The following is a 19,451-nucleotide window of genomic DNA, read 5'->3' on the forward strand; positions in this document are numbered from 1 at the left end:
CAGCCAGGCGGCCATCATGCGCAAATTAAAGCATCCCATTATGATGATCATTTTTCATGTTTTGCATATGCGACTCCATATAAGCCCTTTCCGACTCAGAAACATGCTTTGCATTTTCCTCAGGGTCAAAATCGTCAATTCCCTGTCTTTTATGCCACCAGTCAACAAACATGCCAACTCCCAACAGTACTGCACAAAAGCCAAGAAGATAAAGAATCAATTTGATCACCTCTATATATTATATTATTTTTCAGAAAATAATGACATCTTTAACGAGCCCATTTTCATAGAGGCTTTCGTTTATACTTTCACGGTTTCGGGCAGGTTCTGATAGCCTTCCTGATAGATGCGGCTAATAATGGATTCAATTTCGGGCTCCTCCACTGTCAAATCCTTGATATTATGAGTCTTCGTAATCTGGGCAATTAATTCGGATGCAGAAACCGCATCCCGGTTAAACCGAATCCAGAATCGGCTGGATTCCTCTTTAAAAACCTCACCGCCTGTAACCTTCAAGCGGTGGGAAGATTCCTCTAAATCTACAATGAGTATCCTGTTTTTTCCGAACTTTTCTTTCACGACTGCCATTTCGCCATCATATACCTTTTGCCCATGGTCGATGAGGATCATGCGTTCACACAGCTTTTCGATGTCTTCCATGTCATGAGTTGTTAAAATAACCGTGATTTTTCGCTCATTATTAATCTCTTTAATAAACGTCCTCATTTTCTCTTTGGCTACAACATCCAGTCCGATGGTCGGCTCATCCAGGAAAAGAATCGGCGGATCATGCAAAAGAGAAGCAGCAATATCAGCCCTCATTCTTTGCCCAAGCGAAAGCTGGCGGACAGGTGTATTCAGAAATTCATCCAGCCCCAATATTTCAGTAAATGTATCCATGTTTTCTTTGTAGCGTTTATTCGAAACCTGATAGATTTCCTTGAGCAGCTCAAACGATTCAATTGTAGGCAGATCCCACCAAAGCTGTGTCCTCTGGCCAAAAACAACTCCGATATTCTTGGCATTTTTCTGCCTGTTTTCATAAGGAACAATGCCGTTTACCTTAACTTTTCCTGAGCTTGGAACGAGAATACCCGTCAGCATTTTAATAGTCGTTGATTTGCCTGCCCCATTCGGTCCTATGTAGCCTACCATTTCGCCCTCTTCTATGGAAAAGCTAATATCCTTTACTGCTTCCTTTTTAATATGCTCCCGTTTCACAAGGCTCTTCATAGCCCCCAGAAGGCCTGTTTCCCTCTTGGCAACCATGAAGTCTTTCATTAGATGTTCAACCTCTATAATCATCATTCTAGCCCTCCTAGTCTATGTTACGAACCTGTACTTTTATATTGCTTCAATCCCAGCATCCAAATATAATAGGCTACGGCAAAAAAGATGATTCCGACAAGCGGCGAAAAATAACCTATTTTGTCAGGGAAAAATGGCGTTTCTTTTTCCAGTAAAACGGCAGCAGGAAAGTAGTTAACAAATCCGAAGGGAACCACAAAGGCTGTGAACCATTGTACGGCCTTCGGATAAATAACCAAAGGATAGTTGGTTAAATTCCTTGCTGGATACATGGCGACCCAGTAAAACTGCTCTGATTTGGTCGTCCAAAATGCAAGGGCTGAAATCATCACCAGCAGCCCGCCCTGTATGAAGACGCCTCCTATAACTGAAAACAGAAGAAATAAACTTTTGCCAAGTGTCCAATCCAGCTGCAGCTCAAAGCCAACCCAAATAAAAATACCAATACTGAAAATAAATTGGCCAAAGGAGGCAACATCAAATTTCATCGCCATGAAATGAAAAAACGGATTGATTGGCCTGACAAGAAAGCGGTCAAACGTGCCATTCAGGATGTATGTGTCAAGGCCTCTAAAGTGGAAAAATAAAATAATGCAGAATCCCCAAGATAAAATGGCAACTGCAAATAAAAACAGCATTTCATAAAAAGTCCATGAACCCAATTCCTGAAACTGGTAGAGCATAATCCACATCGTTACCGCAGTTCCTGTATATGAGGTAATCAGCCCCACAATCCTCATCACAAAGGCAAAACGGTACTGCAGCTGTGCCCTTACACCAGCAGAGATGAGTTTAAAGTATAAATCGAAATATTTTAGAACACTCACTCTCTATCCTCCCTGAACAACAACTTTATGTGATGCTCTGTTCCAGACCAGCCTTAATAGCAAGTAACAAACTCCCACCCAAAATAATTGAATCCCTAGGGACAGCAGAATAGCGCTTCCGGAAATTTCACCTATAAAAATGGCGTTTGGTATGTAATAGATTCCTTGAAACGGCAAATAAAGCGCCATTTTCTCCAGCCAGCCCGGAAAAAACCAAAGCGGGATGACCGATCCAGAAAGAAGGGACATCGCAAAGTAAAAAATATCGACGATGCCGCCTGTTTCCACTAGAAAAAAGGAAAGCAACCCGAAAGACATCTCAATACAATAGCGAATCAGAAAACCAATAAATGCTGAAATGATAAATAATACCCAAGTCTGCCAGCTGTCCGGCAAAGTCAAATCCATGAATATAAACAGGACAGTATATAAGGGAAGCAGGGCTGTGAGAATATAAAACGCTACACTTCCAAAGTCCGCAAACAGGTAGCGCAGCGGTACATCAAACGGTCTCATTAATTCCAGGGAAATATCCCCTGTCCGGACCTTCTCCTGAATATCCCAAAGCGGGGTACCCGCTCCATTTACTCCCGTTAAAAATTGACTGACCACAATATACGTGAGCATCGCCTCAAAGCTGACACCGCCCGCTTCTTCTCTTCCTGCATATAAAGCAGTCCAAATCGAACCCCACATAAGGAGAAAAATAAGATTGGAGCCAAGCCTCGACCAGACATCGAACCGGTAAACGGCCGAACGAAGAAAAGCCTTCTTCGTGAATGTCCAATATAAACGAAACCTAAACATTCACCCACCCGCTTTTTGATTATTTTGATTATTTTATATTTTAACATAATATGGGAGCTGAAAATATGCTTGTCAAAATAATCTTTTCTGTGTTTAAAAAGGAGGGAAACGGTGGAATTTAAGAGAAAGGAGTTGGCTTTTTAGAGGTTATGAATTAAAATAACTTTTGGTTTATAAATATTAAATTGAAAAGGTGAATTGTATTGATTGATGCATCCAGAAAGAAGTACACATCTTCAGAAATATTAAAATTTGTTATTCCATCACTTATCGGAATCAGCTTTTTTATGGTTCCGCTAAAATATAACGGGGAAATTACGATACCAATCGCCATTTTTTCAGGCTGGATCCAGGATTGGCTTTCTGCATATCTCCCTGAAATTATGACCTTTATCATCGTTCTGACCCTTCTCGGTACAATCATTGCAAAGTTTTTAAAGCCAGCTTTCTTCGAAAAAAGCACGTTCTTTAAAAATTTGTTTGATGTTCCGGCTATATGGTTTGCGGCAAGAATACTGGGGAGCATTTTTGCTGTAATGACCCTGTTCCAAATTGGGCCTGAGCAAGTTTGGTCTGAATATACCGGTGGCTTGCTGCTAAATGATCTGCTGCCCATTCTATTCTCGGTCTTTTTGTTTGCAGGACTTTTTCTGCCGCTGCTATTAAATTTCGGCCTTCTTGAATTTTTCGGGTCATTATTAACAAAAATCATGCGCCCTGTCTTCAGGCTTCCAGGAAGATCTTCGATTGACTGTGTCGCTTCCTGGCTCGGAGATGGAACGATTGGTGTTCTTTTAACAAGCAAACAATACGAGGAAGGCTATTACACTAAAAGGGAAGCAGCTATCATTGGCACCACCTTCTCAGTGGTGTCCATCACCTTCAGCCTTGTAGTAATCTCACAGGTTAATTTAGGCCATTTATTCGTGCCTTTTTATTTAACCATTACAGCAGCCGGATTCGTTGCGGCGATTATTAGCCCAAGGATCCCGCCATTATCCAGAAAACCTGATACGTATTATAACGGCCAGGAAGGCGGACTCGATGAAACAATTCCAAAAGGACACACTCCAGTCAGCTGGGGATTATCCCAGGCAATTGAAAAAGCAAAAGGCAATCAGAGTGGAAAGCATTTCTTTGAACAAGGTGCCAAAAACATTCTTGATATGTGGATGGGTGTGGCGCCAATTGTTATGGCACTTGGCACACTTGCACTTATCATCGCTGAGTACACACCAGTATTTAAGTATCTGGGCATGCCTTTTATTCCGCTCCTGCAGCTCATGCAGGTCCCGGAAGCAGCTGCAGCTTCTGAAACCATGATTGTCGGATTTGCAGACATGTTCCTTCCATCTGTTATTGGGGCTAGCATAGAGAGTGAATTAACTCGCTTTGTCGTAGCAGCTGTATCGGTTACACAGCTAATTTACATGTCCGAAGTGGGCGGACTGCTTCTAGGTTCAAAAATTCCGGTTTCTTTAAAAGACTTAATCATCATTTTCCTGGAAAGAACAATTATTACACTGCCGGTAATTGTACTGGCTGCACATATTATTTTTTAAATATCAAAAGGGTATCCGGCATGGGATACCCTTTTTGTTTGAGTTCCTTAAAAACATTGGAACGATCTGATTCTTCTTAAATCCGTTCCGTAATAGGTCCAGCGCCATCTTCTCCAGCGCCAGCCTGCTACAGAGGTCCGGCCGACATATGTCGGGTAAAACCAGAAGCTGTTTCCATTTTGAAGCCATACATAAGTATAGCGGAATAAACAGCCCCTAATGGCACCAGGATCAACTGCAAATGCTGTGGCTTGCTGCATCTGTGGAGTAAAACTTGGCGGAGGCCCCGCTGGCGGTCCATCTTGCTGTCCCCCGCCGCCCGGTGGTCCCGGTGGCCCAAACCCTCCTCCTGGCCCTCCTGGTGGCGGTCCCGGCGGCCCGAATCCTCCTCCTGGAAACGTTCTGCCATCAAAAACATAGTCTGGCATATATGGATAAAAAGGATAATTTGTATAATCCATCTATTCTAAGCTCCTCTCCATATCCCTTCGGTGTAATGTATGCCTCTTGCCTAAAATCGTGATTACGCCTACTAGACCTTTTCGGAAATCAGCAGCAGTTCAGAGCGAATGTTCTCTTTAATCCTTTCTACTGCCTCAAAATCCATAGCATCTACATATATCTCTTCTAATTCATCATGAAGACTTTTTGCCCTTGCCAAATAAGATATTGCTTCACTCATTTTATTTTTATAACGGGTGCTGATGTCTTTAATCTGTTCAGCATAAATTTCATCTGTTCCTGAATTGATGGTGATATCATACATATCAATGATTTCATCACCATCTCGACTCGGAAAATATTCATGTGGTGCGGTGCTATCGAAAATAGCCAAACCCAGCTCCCGCACTATGATCATATCGAGGCTGTGAGGGTCAAAGCCACAGTGATAGATTTCAATATCAAATCCTCGGTTTTCGGCCTCTGCAGCCAGCTTCTTCAGCATAGTTGACTTGCCTGAACCTGGACGCCCCTTAATAAAGTACCTCTTCTGAATATCTTCTGTAAGATTTGGCACGAAGTCTACCGCGCCTGTTGGAGTGGCGGCCCCTAAATAACGGTGCTTAACAGATGGTGTTTTATTCAATTTCATATTTCTATAGAAGGTCTGAATGAGCTTTTTCGTCAGTTCATCCGCCTTTTGGAAATTCATATTTTCGATATAAATTTTTTCCCATTCGTCATGGATTTTCAACGCTTCAGCAAATGTTTCGTAGGCGGTTGCGAATGAGCTGCTAATCTGGCTTGCCAATGAAGTAATTTCTTCTTTTTTCCCAGCCAATGCCTTCGAATCCCAGGCTTCTCCCAGATTGATATATTCATCAACTGCGCCAGGTGCTTGAGGTTCAATGACATGCGGAGCTGTTCCATCTACAATGCCTGCTTTTAATGCTGGAATGATAACTCCGTCGATCGAATGATTGTCAGAAGAGCAGTGAATATATTCAAGATCATAGCCTTTTTCAGATAGTTCCGCTCCGATTGCTTTCATCAGAGAGGATTTTCCTGTCCCAGGCCCGCCTTTTAAAATAAAGAGGCGGTCAAGCCCTTGCAGGTTGGAATCAAATAAACTGTGGAATCCGCGGGCAGTATTTCCGCCGGCAAAGTAATTTAATGTCTTCCCAGCCACTCTTACACTTCCTTTCGAAATGCATTTTCACCTTACAGTATGCAAAGGGAGAAGGATGGGTGAATGCCTATGAAAAAAAAGCTGATGGTTGCTATATTTTTATTAGTTGAAGTTATTTAGGCAAAGTTGACGATATATGCAAAAGATTGATATATATTTATTGAGTTGACGATATAAGAGGCAAAGTTCATGATAAACTGGATTTTTAATAATAAGGCTCTGATAAACTTGCCTGTTGATTTCCGCTCCAGGCACTCAGTGAACCGCGGGCGGCCCGACGCTCCTCGTCCCATATCGCGTCTGCGGGGTCCCCTTTGACACACTCCTCCCGCAGGACTTTGAACAAGCTTCCCAGAATAAAGGGACCGCACGAAGGAAATGCGAATGCATTTTCGAGGATCTCGTGCCTTTCGCTCCAATCAACATTAAGCTTTAACACAGCCAATAAAAAAGAGCGCTAAACCACAACGATTAGCACCCTTTAAAGGATTATTTATTCACTTTTCACAAGATCCTCTAGCTTTGCCTCTATAACTTGCTGTAAATCCCCTATTTTCAGCTCCATTTGCATGCCAATCTTACCGCCGCTGACAATGATGCTCTCGAGTACGGAAGCCTTAGCATCAACGTAGGAAGGATATTGCTTTTTCATCCCGACTGGAGAACAGCCTCCGCGGATATAGCCGGTAAGCTTCTGGATATCCTTAACCGGAATCATCTCTACCTTTTTTTCACCTGCAGCCTTTGCAGCCTTTTTCAGATCAAGTTCATCTTCCACCGGAATGATAAACACATATACCTGCTTACTGTGGCCTTGAGCGACTAGCGTTTTATAGACCGCCTTAGGGTCTTTCCCAATCTTCTCCGCAACCGAAACCCCGTCTATCTTTCCATCCTGACTGTCGTAGGTGATTAATTCATAATCCAGCTTCTGCGCGTCCAGAATACGCATCGCATTCGTTTTATTCTTAGCCATACCTGCTCCTCCATTACCTATTTTCCCCATTTTAGCACTTCCCGCCACTTTCAAAAAGCATCAGTTGGTCTAGAACCTGTATAAGTATCTGGCACCCCTGGACGTCCAACCGAGACATATTGAATCCCATGCTTTTCCGTTTCCTTGACGGAATAGCAGTTTCGGCCATCGAAGAGGAGGGGAGTTTTCATGCTTTCACGGTATTTAGAAAGGGAGAACTCTTTGATTTCCTTCCATTCGGTTACGATGAACGCCAGCTCTGCCCGCTCGATGGCCTCATCAATGGAGGATGCATAGCTGATCTTGTCACCAAACAGGCGCTGTACCTTTTCCATGGCGACAGGATCATATACCACTACATCCGCACCTTCATCCAGCAAATCACGGATCAAATCCAGAGACGGAGCCTCCCGGATATCATCTGTATTAGGCTTGAAGGATAAGCCGAGCACAGCAGTTCTTTTTCCTGACAGATTACCAGCCAGATTTTTTGCCTTCCTGTATAACGTTTGCTTTTGTCTGTCGTTAACCTCCCTAACCGCTCTGAGTATTTTAAAATCATAATCATTTTGGCGGGCCATTTGCTCCAATGCCTGGGTGTCCTTTGGAAAACAGGAACCGCCATATCCAATTCCGGCATTCAGAAACTGGTTTCCGATCCTCTTATCCATTCCCATTCCAGTACTGACATCCTCGATATTCGCACCTGATAAGTCACACAAGTTGGCTATTTCGTTGATAAAACTGATCTTTGCCGCCAAAAAAGTATTGGAAGCATACTTAATCATTTCCGCACTTCGGGGATCTGTATGCAAAACAGGAATGGCAAGCGGCTGATATATTTCCTCTACAATCCGAGCAGCCCTCTCATGGCTTGATCCAATCACTATGCGATCTCCATGAAATGTATCGTAAATTCCTGAGCCCTCACGAAGAAATTCTGGATTCGAAATCACTTCAACAGTCAAGCCAGGCATAGCATTATCCAGAATCACTGCCTCAATTCGTTCATTTGTGCCAATCGGAACTGTGCTTTTAATGGCTACCGCTACGTCCTTTTGAATGTTTTCGGCAATGTCCAAAGCGGCTTGATCAATATTAGTGGTATCCGCTGAACCATCTGCTCTCTGCGGCGTACCCACTGTGATAAGAATGCAATCAGCATCTTCATAAGCCAAATTGGCTTGATCTGTGAAAAACAGACGTTCTTCACCCATATTTCTGCTTATCATTTCCTGAAGCCCCGGCTCAAAAATTGGGCACCAGCCGCGATTTAAATCCTCTATTTTTTCTGTATCCTTATCGAAACAGATCACAATATGTCCAATCTCGGCCAAACAAGCGCTTGTGACCAGACCTACATAGCCTGCCCCGGCAATGGTGATGTTCATGAAAAGACTCCTTTATCTACTCAATAAAAAACAGGATACTCACATGAGAATCCTGTTTTCATATTACTATTTTATACGATATACGCGCGCTTCATAAGGCTTAAGTGTGAAAGAATCAACATCTTCATGCTTTTCAACAGCGTAGTTATTCAATAAAAGCTGGTCATATGAAAGCTTAAATTCTGATTCAAAGTCTGCTGCCTTGGATGAAAGGTTTGTAATAACCACTACCTGATCATCCTCAGAAGTGCGGGTATAGGCATAAATCTGCTTATCTTCTTCTAGTAATAAATCATATTGCCCGTATGTGAAGACTTGATTTTCTTTTTTCAGGCGAATCATTTTCTTATAAAAAGAAAGGATGGAATCTTCGTCCTGAGATTGTATTTCCACATTAATATTCGTAAAGTTCGGATTTACTTTCATCCACGGCTTGCCAGTTGTAAACCCTGCGTTCTTCTTTGTGGACCACTGCATTGGTGTACGGCTGTTATCACGGGATAATGCCCAAATGATCTCCATGATTGCCTGGTGGGACTTGCCTTCTTCTTTTTTGATGCGGTACAAATTTTTGACTGCCACATCGTCATAATCATCAATGGAAGGGAATTGAACATTTGTCATGCCAATTTCCTGTCCCTGGTAAATAAACGGTGTTCCCTGCATTAGGAAATACATCGCACCCATTGAAGTTGCGCTTTGGTGCCAATATTCATCATCATTTCCCCATGTTGAGACAACACGCGGCTTATCATGGTTCTCGATGAATAAAGCGTTCCAGCCATCGCCTTCAAGCCCTTTTTGCCAGCGGGTAAGAACTTTTTTAAGCTCTACGATATCAAGTTCCGGATTGGTTTCCGCATCCCACAGGCCAAGGTGTTCAAATTGGAATATCATATCCATTTTGCCTTTTTCCTCACCAACCCAAAGGTCTGCTTCAGCAACAGTAACACCGTTCGCTTCGCCAACAGTCATTACATCATAGTTAGCATATGTGCGGTCTTTAAATTCCTTTAAGAATTCATGAATTCCTTCCTGGTTCATATGCATATCAAAGGATGAAACATACTTTTTCTTTTTCGGATTCGGCATGTCAGGGAAGCCGGGACGCTTTTTGATATGGCTGATTGCATCGATTCGGAATCCATCGATTCCCTTATCCAGCCACCAATTAACCGTATCATATAGCGCATTGCGGACTTCTTTTTTCTCCCAGTTCAAATCAGGCTGTCTAGTAGAGAAAACATGCAGGAAATATTGATCCGTATTCTCATCATACGCCCATGCGGATCCGCCAAAAATACTTTCCCAGTTGTTTGGCTCTTGACCATTCTTGCCGTCTCTCCAAATATACCAATCCCTTCTTGGATTGCCTTTGGAGGAGCGCGACTCTATGAACCAAGGATGCTCGTCACTTGTATGGTTTAAGACAAGGTCCAAAATCAGCTTCATATCACGCTTATGGACTTCGTCAAGCAGCTGGTTGAAATCCTCCATCGTGCCGAAGTCTTCCATAATATCCTGGTAATCTGAAATATCATAACCGTTATCATCATTTGGAGATTTGTACATTGGGCAAATCCAAATGACATCTATACCTAAACCTTTTATATAATCAAGTCTTTGAATGATTCCCTGAAGATCGCCAATCCCATCCTCATTTGAATCCTGGAAACTGCGTGGATATATTTGATACCCAACGGCTTCCTTCCACCAAATCTTCTTCATATTAACACCCTCAATTTATAAAAAATTTCTCATTAGTGTGCAAACGTTTGCATTGAGCGGTATAAAAAAAGGCTGCTTGCTATCAGCATTTGCATACTACTACAGTAAGTGTAACGCTTACAATTGATTTTATCAATACCCTTTTCGTGACAAAATTGGGTTAATTTCTGGAGAAGTGGTTCTATTTAAACACAATAAAGCCGCAGTTTTCTTCACTGCGGCTTGCTAGGATTTAGGCTGGCTCCAATTGAAGCTGATCCCAATATGGCTTTAATGAGTGGCAAATAATCTTCCGCATAAAAGCCTTATCCATTTCCGGAAGGAGTTTTTCAGCAAACCCCCATGCATTTTCTTCTATTTTCAGGGCAATTTGACAACGTTCCTGTTCAGTCCCACAAAGGTCAAGCCGTTCTGCCAATTCTTCGAGCTCTTTATCCTCCGCATGCCCAAGTTCATGTGCAAATACAACAGCAAAATAATCCCAAAACTGTTCACCTGAAGAAAACAGCTGATAACATTGGTTTTTAATCTCTTCAATATATAGTGTAATTGTGTGTGATCCCATGCTGTACTTTCCGCCTGCTAAACGATTTCCCGGAAAATGACCTTCCAGCTTAATATTCACAAGGCTCCCTGATCTCTCCAGCAACTCCTGAACAACTAGATCCAATCCCTCTTTTTTCAATTCATACACCTTTCTCTATGAGTGTTCAAATAGTGCGCATTTCCCGACTTTTGAACAGCCCCCAATAGCTTATAGGCTATTATATGAGAAAAAGGCCAAAAAATAAACCTAGTTAATTACCCTTATATAATGAGTGTGAAACCTTTTAAATCTACTTTTTTTCCTGCATAAGCGATTTATGAATCCAAATGGCTGCCTGAGAACCTTCTCCCATTGCGATTGTGACTTGCTCAGAGTGTGCTGCGACGTCGCCTGCTGCCCAAACATTTTTTACATTAGTCATCTTTGATCGGGCATCTGTTACAATATGCTTATTTTCTAGGCGTTCGACTCCCAGCTGTTTGGCTAGGCCGGATTTTACCTCGTTTCCTCCAAAAGCAATAAACCCTCTATCGCCTGTTACTTCTTTTCCACTTTCCAGCAGTACTCCATTAAATTTGTCATCTTCTGCAAGAACCTTTTGAATTTCACTTTCAATATATTCAATGTTCTTTTCCTTCATTTTCTCCATGAACATTTGATCTACCGCGGCTTTTTCATGGTTAATATAAACAAGGTCATTCGTCCAATAGGACAAAGTTAATGCCATATTAGCACCCGCGTTCCCTGAGCCGAGTACTATCGTGCGTTTGTCCTTCACCTCATATCCGTCACAATCCGGGCATACATACACTGAAATGCCCAGGCACGGCATTAATTCAGGGAAGGGAGGGATGCGATCCATGACCCCTGTTGCGAGCAATATCCGGATGCCGCTGTATTTATTCCCGTTAGCGGATGTAACTTCAAAACCTTCGCTTGTCTTTTGAGCCTGCTCAACCTTTTCGAAAGCAAACTCCACCCCAAGGCTTTCCGCATGCCTTTTCCCGATTTCCCGCAATTCCTGGCCGCTAACACCATCAGGATACCCTAAAATATTATGGTAGCTCTTGCATATGGTAGAGCGTCCATCATTTGAATCAAGAACCAAAACTCTATGCTTATACCTGCCAAGCTGAATAGCAGCCTGCAGGCCAGCAATTCCGCCACCAACAATTAGACAATCATAAGCCAACTCTGTTCCTCCTTTTCTGTGCCAAAATAGGCTGTACCTGTAATTTACCCGGAAAAATCCCATCTAAATACAAAAAAGGAGAGTTTCGGTCAATATCCGAAACTCCCTTTTTCCTTTATTTATTCATATGTGCAAGAAAGCCGCCAAGAAGCGTATCCAAATCTTCTTCGCTTTCCTCTTCAGGTTCATCTTCTGCTTGTTCTTGCTGTTTTTTTCTTGCTTTTTCCCAATCAAAATCGAGCAAATCATCTTCAATATCCGACACCGGTTCAGAATGGGTTTCTTCTAAGGCAGCCGCCGCTGAATCATATTGTTCAAGCTCAGGCAAAGGTTCCTCTTGCAGATACAATGCCTCATCCAGATCAGAAGACCTGCTGTTCAGGGAGGCAAGCAAAGACGTAGCACGAACAGGATCCGTAATTAACTGATAAAGAATGCTGCCCAGTAATGCTTCTGAATGCTCATGCTTTAGCCAATCCCTTTGAATCTTGCTTAATCCCTTAGGAAGGGGAATGGTAATGGTTTCCCTATCCTTGTTCTGGGAACTGCTGACTCCCTGCATTACATACTCTGCAATTTTGCTTGAAAAATTCCGTCTTTCGGTTTCCTTCAGCTTTTGCAAATGCTTCAAGATATGATCAGGTGTATCAGAAGGGACACGAAAGGATATCGATTGCCCTCTCTTTATTTCAGAAGAGGAAGCTTTTTTCATGAAGTATCACCCTAGTTGGCTTTAACAGGTTTTTTATCCTGGTCTGCCTTTTCTTTATTCGTTCTTCTTGTAAAATCTGAGACCAGCTTATAATAAGCATTTGCCATCATCCAGATGCTTTCTTTTTCATCCTCGAAGAAGTCAATATTATAGCCGTCCAGATTGTTATTTAATGTTTTCAGATAATCTTTTAAAACAATAGAACCGCCGCCTACAAAGTAGCAGATCTCTGTTTGTGAGTTCTTTTGCCACACATTGCGGAGCAGGCGATACTGCTTCTTAGCCAGGTCAAGAAGAATGCGGTCTGTTATATCATGGACGCTTGTCCGGCTTCCTTTTACCATGATGTGGTTGCGGTCATTCTTTTTCGTAATGATTTCAACTACATCTCTGCGACTGTCCAGCTCAACACCATGCTTCGATCTGATTTCTTCGCGGATGGATTCAAGCGCTTCTGAAACCCCAAGGTTAAATCCTTGAGCTTTGTCATCATCAACATTGCGGTTTTTAATCACAGCAATATCGGTTGATAACCCGCCAATATCCTGAATAAGAATGCGCTTATCAATTAAATCCTTATTAATAATGTTTAAGTTATTGTCCATTACAAGGTTAATGTAAGCCGCAAAACCTTCAGGATAAACTTTGACTTCATCAAATTTGATGTTGACCTTTAATCCTTGATATTTTGGTGTAACAAGGAATTCAACCTGATGGACAGATCCCAGTAATTTTGAACGATAACCGGCATCTTTTCCTTCTTTCACTTCACGAAGGGGAAGGCCTGTCCCAAGCGTATAGTTTGAATCAATGACATTTCCTGATTTTTTAAAACCTGTTGAACCATCTTTCTGAACAGCATCCAATGCCAATGCGGCAAAAAGCATTACTAATGTCTGATCTTCTTCAGACTTGCTGCTTCCAGGATCAAGCTCAGTGGCATTATCGCTTTTTGTCGCCAAATGGCCGACACGATAAATCGCATTATTTTCTTTCAGGGCAGGGGAGTGGACTCTAATATGTATACCTTCAAGCGGATCCTTGCTGTCCAGCTCTTCAATTCCGATAACCGGTCTATCTTCAACATCTCTTGCAATTACATTTGGGATGTTTAATTCTGCATCCATTTTTCCAAATATCGCTTTAATAGAATCGTTCCCTACATCAACTGCTGCAATTCTTGAATTACTCAATTCACTTCAATCCTTTCATTCTCTTAAATAGAGGTGTTTATTTAAGAGTAATCCAGATTACTAGATTTTACAATGAGAGGAGATAAAAAGTAATGAAAGCGTAAAGACGTAAACAAAGTGTAAACTTTAATCATCGTTGTTTACACTTTTGACCACATGTATACACTGTTGCATACTCACTATTTTACCAAAAGTGTACGTTTTTGCATACATGTATACATTTTTGTGTGCAACTGTATTCGTTTTTGCTTACTTGTTTACATTTTTGTTTACATTCAAAAATCGTCGTTTTTTACCCTAAAAACTTTTTAGTTGTTTTTAAAAATAGGCTCTGTTAAATTTGCCTGTCGATTTCCCTTCAGTCACTCGCTTTCCGCGTGTCCTCCGCTCCAATCAACAGGGGGCTAAAATCAACACTGAACGTTAACACAACCTAAAAATAAAGGGAAGTGCCAGGTTTAATGAAACCACTTTCCCCTTTTTTTAAAGGTACATTTATTATCCATTTTAAAAAATGATAATTAAATTAGTGTTGTGAGCTCTTTAAAGCTGATTTTACAGCTACTTGCTAACCGGATTACCAAATCAAGTTTTCATTATTTATTCCATATCGAAGTACGACTATGCCAATGTAGACCCTGAGAAGATTATGTACTGACAAAGCACCAAATTTATTGTTCCCTTGGTCAGGCCCGGAAGCTTAAGACCTTCTAATTCAAACTGAAATTTTTTTATCCAACAGATTAGATTCTTTAATATTAAATAAGGTTGGCCCCTGCATTAGTCCCCCTTTTAAGCATAAATAGATTTTATAAGATGGTCGGTTATATAGCACACATTCTGTGTAGAATCCAAAATAACGACTTTACCTGGAGAGGCAGTGCCTGCTGAAATACAAAGAGGAGGGAAGGGGGTTTAAAATATACTTATATAAATGATCAGCACCGATCTGGCGTCAGCCTCGTCACTGCGCTCCTCATAGAATATGCTGCGGTGCTCGTTCAGTCGCTTCCTTGATCTCCTTCCATCTTAATGCCTTCAATGTTATTGCTCTTCTTTTAATAGCAGGATAGAAAACTGGGATGTCGATTACTCGGTTATTGATTCTTTATATAAAATTATCTAGTTTCCAAGAAAGAAGAAATAAGGGATAAATACCAATGCCCTTTTTCCAAAATAGCCGCCTGTCATAAATCCAGCATAGTATATGTCCTATATAAAACGAAAAAGACGGGAAATCATTTGCAGCTTCACATTTAAAGGCTTAGGTTATTTACAAGAAGAATATTCATTCGGCAATCATATATACATTTTCGTATGCGTGTATACAAATACGAACACATGGCTTCATACTAATAAGCATACGTGATTGTACACTTGTTTACGTTTTTGTATTCATTTGCAAACAACACCGTGTACTTGTATACACTATTGTTTACACGAAAAAAACTCACTCTTTTGTCCTATTAAAACTTCCTTTCTGTCTATATATTTCTTGCTTTCAAAGAATAAATTTAATCAAAGAAAAAGGACGCCTGGTTAAACTATTACCAGACATCCTTTGGGAAGTATCATTTAATAATGCATAAATAAATCGGCACTTTGAGCTTTATTCTAAAACCTAATATATATCCATACAAGTATTAAACAAACTAAAAAGAGGTACTTACTAAACAAAAATTCCATACTTCCTAAAATAGGTATTGAATTTTTAAAATCTTCCGAGTGTCAGTTAATAAAAATTAAATGTTATAAAATTATGAAAATATTTTAAATTAAACTATTTAATAGAAAAAAACTCCTTTAAAATAGATATATATATAATGGAAGGGAGAACAGTTTTATGCACGGCTCAAGAATCTTCATGTTGTCGCTATTTTTTATTTCAATAGCCATTGCTTTTTCCTCAAAGGGTATCATTGTTGAGAGCCCTGCATATTTTAAAGCGCTGTTCGTTTATTGGTTCTTTTCAAGCTTGTACCATCATTTGCGCATTATCAGCAAAAACGGCAGTACCAGTATGGATTATGGCATCAATTACAGCCTATCGATCGGTATATTTACCGGGCCTTTAGGTTTATTTTTATTTGAAGGCATCTACCGATTTACCGTTTATTTCAATAAAAAGCTCACGAAAACAGCTGATCCGGATGAATTTGTCCATACCTTTTACAATATCGGTTCTTTCGTGCTCAGTAATTCGATTGCTTTTTATCTGTTTAATTTTCTCTATCCCCTCTTTCAGCCAGTACCGTTTGGTTTTTGGATCATCATGCTTATTCTGATAACCGTCACATCCCTGCTTTCAGATGCTTTCTTAATCACCATTTTCACTTTGTTGGGAGATATCAAAACAAAACGGGAAGCAATTGATTTTATTAAAACAAGAAGTATCCTGGATATGGGGAAAATAGCCTTCACCAATGGCCTTTTGCTGCTATTCCTTCAAGAAGGCAAATGGGAAATGCTTATTAGTTTATTTGTCCTGAATTATCTTGTAAGCCGTTCATTTCTTTCAAAATCCCAAATGCTGCAAAATAAGATAGAACGGGATAAATTTGAACAAATGGCCTATACAGACTTTTTAACGGGTGTATACAACCGAGCCTATATGGATAAAAAAATGACTGAGCTGAACAGAACGGATGAATATATCGGCATTATAGTGGCGGATATAGATAAGTTCAAAAGAATTAACGATAGTTACAACCATGCTGTTGGCGACCAGGCGATCAGGCATTTTGCCAATACGCTAAAAAGCTATCTGTCCAAAGAAGATTACTTATTTCGAAGCGGCGGAGAAGAGTTCACAATTTTTCTCAGAAATCGCAACTATTCGGAGAGCGTTTTATTGGCGGAAAAAATTCGCAAGGGAATTGAAATTAGCACTTTTGAAGCCGAATTTAAGGAAGAAAACATTTCACTATCATATACTGCGTCATTTGGACTGTTTTTCTATAAAGTAAATGAGCAGCTTTCAATCGAAAAAGCATATGTTTATGCAGACCAGTTGCTGCTGCAATCAAAGGATTTGGGCAAAAACAGGCTATCGAGCAGTGACGCATTTAGTAATAAAGAAACAGTACTTGCTGAGGTTTAATAGAATCTGAAAAACGCCACCGGATTGGGTGGCTTTTTCTATGGGAATAATATACATGTTTTTAAAGAGTCCCAAAACAACAATTATTCTGAAAAAATAAATTTCTGGATAAAATTAAAGGATAATTCAATTATTCATACTAAAGAGTCGATAATAACCATGGTTACATAAAATTTTTTTTGACAATCAGAAACTACGAAAGATATTATAGAATAGCTAAAGGAGGATTATACATGACAGATAATAATAGGCAGAAAATTGTTGAAAGTGTGCCTCAAAAAGGCTTCTTTGGCCATCCTAAGGGCTTGTTCACACTTTTCTTCACTGAGTTTTGGGAACGTTTCTCTTACTATGGAATGAGAGCAATCCTTGTATTTTATATGTATTATGAGGTTTCAAAAGGCGGATTAAGCCTTGATGAAACAACTGCACTTGCCATCATGTCTATCTACGGATCATTAGTTTATATGTCCGGTATTATTGGAGGCTGGCTGGCAGATAGAATCTTCGGAACTTCAAAGGCTGTTTTCTACGGCGGAGTTTTAATCATGCTTGGTCATATCGCTCTTGCTATTCCTGGAAGCCTTGCAATGTTCTTTGTATCCATGGTGCTTATCGTCCTTGGTACGGGACTTTTAAAGCCTAACGTATCCAGCGTTGTCGGGGAAATTTACAGTCCGGAAGACACGCGCCGTGATGCCGGCTTCAGTATTTTCTACATGGGTATTAACCTTGGCGGATTCCTTGCACCTTTAATTGTCGGAACAGTTGGAATGAAATATAATTTTCACTTAGGTTTCGGTATTGCTGCAGTAGGTATGTTCTTTGGATTACTGGTATTTATCTTTACAAAGAAGAAAAACCTGGGATTGGCAGGAACATTTGTTGCCAACCCTTTAGCAGTTGATGAAAAGAAAAAAGTTTACACACGTATTGGATTGGGAGCCTTAATTATTGCGATTTTAGTTGCAGTTGGTATCCCTACAGGACTTTTAACAGTAGATACTTTTATCGCGCTTGTTGGTATTTTAGGGATCACAATCCCAATTGCATACTTTACAGTTATGTATCGCAGCCCTAAGACAACGGATGTGGAACGTTCACGTATCATTGCGTACATTCCGCTGTTTATCGCATCTGTTATGTTCTGGGCTATTCAGGAACAAGGTTCAACGATCTTGGCTAACTATGCGGATAAGCGTACACAGCTGGACTTCATGGGAATTCATATTTCACCAGCATGGTTCCAGTCACTTAACCCATTATTTATCATTTTCTTAGCGCCAGTGTTTGCATGGATGTGGGTGAAAATGGGCGAACGCCAGCCTTCAGTTCCACAAAAGTTCTCATTGGGTCTATTATTTGCCGGTCTATCATTCATCGTGATCCTGGTACCTGCTTACATGGGCGGAACCGATTCTCTGGTAAACCCATTATGGCTTGTGCTCAGCTACTTCATCGTCGTACTTGGTGAACTATTGTTATCACCTGTAGGACTTTCAGCAACAACAAAATTAGCGCCTGCAGCCTTCTCAGCACAAACCATGAGCCTCTGGTTCCTATCAAATGCTGCGGCACAGGCTATCAACGCACAAATCGTTAAATTCTACACACCAGAAACTGAAATGACCTATTTCGGTGTCATCGGTGCAGCTGCAATCGTACTGTCTATCATCTTATTCCTATTGAGTCCAAAGATTCAGGGATATATGAAGGGTGTACGTTAAGCATTAGAAACGCAAAAGCCAGAAGAGTTTAGCTCTTCTGGCTTTTTTATATTTGTCTCTGTTAAACTTGCCTGTTGATTTCCGCTCCAGGAGCTCAGCGAACCGCGGGCGATCCGGGAGCATCCCGCTTGAATCTCGCCCTTCCCCTCCAATCAACAGGGTGCCAAAATCAACAATGAGCTTTTACACAGCCATATATTTAAAAAGGAATCGGACAATTTACTTTACTTTTTCCACTTCTCCAGCAAAGGCCCCTCGTCACCATAAACAGGATCCTTATCAGGAACCGGCACACTCTTAATTTCTGCTAAAGTCTGTGCACGTTCTGCATTGTCTTTTTTCTTCATATTTGGGCTTCTTCCATCCGGATAAGCACCGACAACTTCGAAATCAGCACTGCTTTCTAGCTTTTTATGGCCTGTCCCTGCCGGAAGTACAATTACTTCACCTGTCTGCAATTCAAGTTGCTTTCCCTCATCGCCTCCAATAAAAACTGTGGCATATCCCGCTTTTACGCCTAAAACCTCATGCGTATTGGTGTGATAATGATGATAATCATACACTCCGCCTGTCCAGCTCCCGGTCCAATTATGGCGGTTAAATGTGGTTTCAATATCATCCGGATGATCCTTGAACACACCTTTATAAACGATGACAGGCAATGTCGGGTTATTTGGTATTTGTCCATCATCTTTTAGCATAAATGTTTGTACTTGTTGGTTCACAAGGTATTGCGCTCCTTTCCCGGCTA

At 40.9% G+C, this 19,451-nt stretch carries 17 protein-coding genes; 3 read left to right on the forward strand and 14 right to left on the reverse strand.

Annotation, left to right across the window (positions count from 1 at the left end):
• Positions 1 to 25 precede the first annotated feature (25 nt).
• The 4 genes from IQ19_RS20350 to IQ19_RS20365 all read right to left on the reverse strand — a co-directional run bounded on the left by IQ19_RS20350 (position 26) and on the right by IQ19_RS20365 (position 2,942).
• A complete protein-coding gene (locus tag IQ19_RS20350; protein WP_144544540.1) occupies positions 26 to 220 on the reverse strand; it encodes a hypothetical protein in 195 nt (64 codons plus the stop codon).
• Positions 221 to 300: 80 nt separating this feature from the next.
• On the reverse strand, positions 301 to 1,308 hold the full coding sequence (locus IQ19_RS20355) for an ABC transporter ATP-binding protein (RefSeq protein WP_144544542.1): 1,008 nt from the start codon (positions 1,306 to 1,308) through the stop codon (positions 301 to 303).
• 20 nt (positions 1,309 to 1,328) lie between these two features.
• Positions 1,329 to 2,135 carry an ABC transporter permease gene (locus IQ19_RS20360; RefSeq protein ID WP_144544544.1) on the reverse strand — a complete coding sequence of 269 codons (807 nt, stop codon included), beginning with the start codon at positions 2,133 to 2,135 and terminating at the stop codon, positions 1,329 to 1,331.
• Positions 2,136 to 2,138: 3 nt separating this feature from the next.
• Positions 2,139 to 2,942: an ABC transporter permease gene (locus IQ19_RS20365; RefSeq protein ID WP_144544545.1), complete on the reverse strand. Its 804-nt coding sequence runs from the start codon at positions 2,940 to 2,942 to the stop codon at positions 2,139 to 2,141.
• Between the two features lie 206 nt (positions 2,943 to 3,148).
• On the opposite strand from IQ19_RS20365, the gene IQ19_RS20370 reads away from it, so the two are divergent.
• The gene (locus IQ19_RS20370) at positions 3,149 to 4,504 is read left to right on the forward strand and encodes a YjiH family protein (protein ID WP_415802651.1); all 1,356 of its coding nucleotides are present in this window, start codon (positions 3,149 to 3,151) and stop codon (positions 4,502 to 4,504) included.
• 47 nt (positions 4,505 to 4,551) lie between these two features.
• On the opposite strand, the gene IQ19_RS20375 is transcribed toward IQ19_RS20370, so the two are convergent.
• From IQ19_RS20375 to IQ19_RS20415, 9 genes are all read right to left on the reverse strand, one after another.
• Positions 4,552 to 4,965 (reverse strand): hypothetical protein, encoded by a 414-nt coding sequence (locus IQ19_RS20375; RefSeq protein WP_144544549.1) that lies wholly within the window; start codon positions 4,963 to 4,965, stop codon positions 4,552 to 4,554.
• Between the two features lie 71 nt (positions 4,966 to 5,036).
• Entirely contained in the window at positions 5,037 to 6,134 is a 1,098-nt protein-coding gene (locus IQ19_RS20380) for a PRK06851 family protein (protein ID WP_144544551.1), read from the reverse strand.
• Positions 6,135 to 6,627: 493 nt separating this feature from the next.
• The gene (ybaK, locus tag IQ19_RS20385; protein ID WP_144544554.1) at positions 6,628 to 7,110 is read right to left on the reverse strand and encodes a Cys-tRNA(Pro) deacylase; all 483 of its coding nucleotides are present in this window, start codon (positions 7,108 to 7,110) and stop codon (positions 6,628 to 6,630) included.
• Between the two features lie 50 nt (positions 7,111 to 7,160).
• Positions 7,161 to 8,501, reverse strand: coding sequence for a UDP-glucose dehydrogenase family protein (locus tag IQ19_RS20390; protein WP_144544556.1), 1,341 nt, complete (start codon positions 8,499 to 8,501; stop codon positions 7,161 to 7,163).
• Between the two features lie 66 nt (positions 8,502 to 8,567).
• A complete protein-coding gene (locus tag IQ19_RS20395; protein ID WP_144544558.1) occupies positions 8,568 to 10,229 on the reverse strand; it encodes a glycoside hydrolase family 13 protein in 1,662 nt (553 codons plus the stop codon).
• Between the two features lie 232 nt (positions 10,230 to 10,461).
• Positions 10,462 to 10,914: a hypothetical protein gene (locus tag IQ19_RS20400; protein ID WP_144544560.1), complete on the reverse strand. Its 453-nt coding sequence runs from the start codon at positions 10,912 to 10,914 to the stop codon at positions 10,462 to 10,464.
• 151 nt (positions 10,915 to 11,065) lie between these two features.
• Complete coding sequence (locus IQ19_RS20405; protein ID WP_144544562.1) at positions 11,066 to 11,968, reverse strand: NAD(P)/FAD-dependent oxidoreductase; 903 nt, start codon at positions 11,966 to 11,968, stop codon at positions 11,066 to 11,068.
• 115 nt (positions 11,969 to 12,083) lie between these two features.
• The gene (locus tag IQ19_RS20410; RefSeq protein ID WP_144544564.1) at positions 12,084 to 12,680 is read right to left on the reverse strand and encodes a hypothetical protein; all 597 of its coding nucleotides are present in this window, start codon (positions 12,678 to 12,680) and stop codon (positions 12,084 to 12,086) included.
• A gap of 11 nt (positions 12,681 to 12,691) precedes the next feature.
• Entirely contained in the window at positions 12,692 to 13,873 is a 1,182-nt protein-coding gene (locus IQ19_RS20415) for a ParM/StbA family protein (RefSeq protein WP_144544566.1), read from the reverse strand.
• A gap of 1,843 nt (positions 13,874 to 15,716) precedes the next feature.
• Between IQ19_RS20415 and IQ19_RS20420 the strand changes: the two genes are divergently transcribed.
• Together IQ19_RS20420 and IQ19_RS20425 are read left to right on the forward strand one after the other, a co-directional pair.
• Positions 15,717 to 16,973, forward strand: a complete 1,257-nt coding sequence (locus IQ19_RS20420) for a GGDEF domain-containing protein (RefSeq protein WP_144544568.1) — start codon at positions 15,717 to 15,719, stop codon at positions 16,971 to 16,973.
• A gap of 233 nt (positions 16,974 to 17,206) precedes the next feature.
• On the forward strand, positions 17,207 to 18,700 hold the full coding sequence (locus IQ19_RS20425; protein WP_144544570.1) for a peptide MFS transporter: 1,494 nt from the start codon (positions 17,207 to 17,209) through the stop codon (positions 18,698 to 18,700).
• Positions 18,701 to 18,924: 224 nt separating this feature from the next.
• Here the strand turns inward: IQ19_RS20425 and IQ19_RS20430 are convergent, their stop codons facing one another.
• Positions 18,925 to 19,425: a hypothetical protein gene (locus IQ19_RS20430; RefSeq protein ID WP_144544572.1), complete on the reverse strand. Its 501-nt coding sequence runs from the start codon at positions 19,423 to 19,425 to the stop codon at positions 18,925 to 18,927.
• Between the last annotated feature and the right edge of the window lie 26 nt (positions 19,426 to 19,451).

This window comes from Cytobacillus oceanisediminis (assembly GCF_007830235.1).
GTDB classification, from domain to species: domain Bacteria; phylum Bacillota; class Bacilli; order Bacillales; family Cytobacillaceae; genus Cytobacillus; species Cytobacillus oceanisediminis.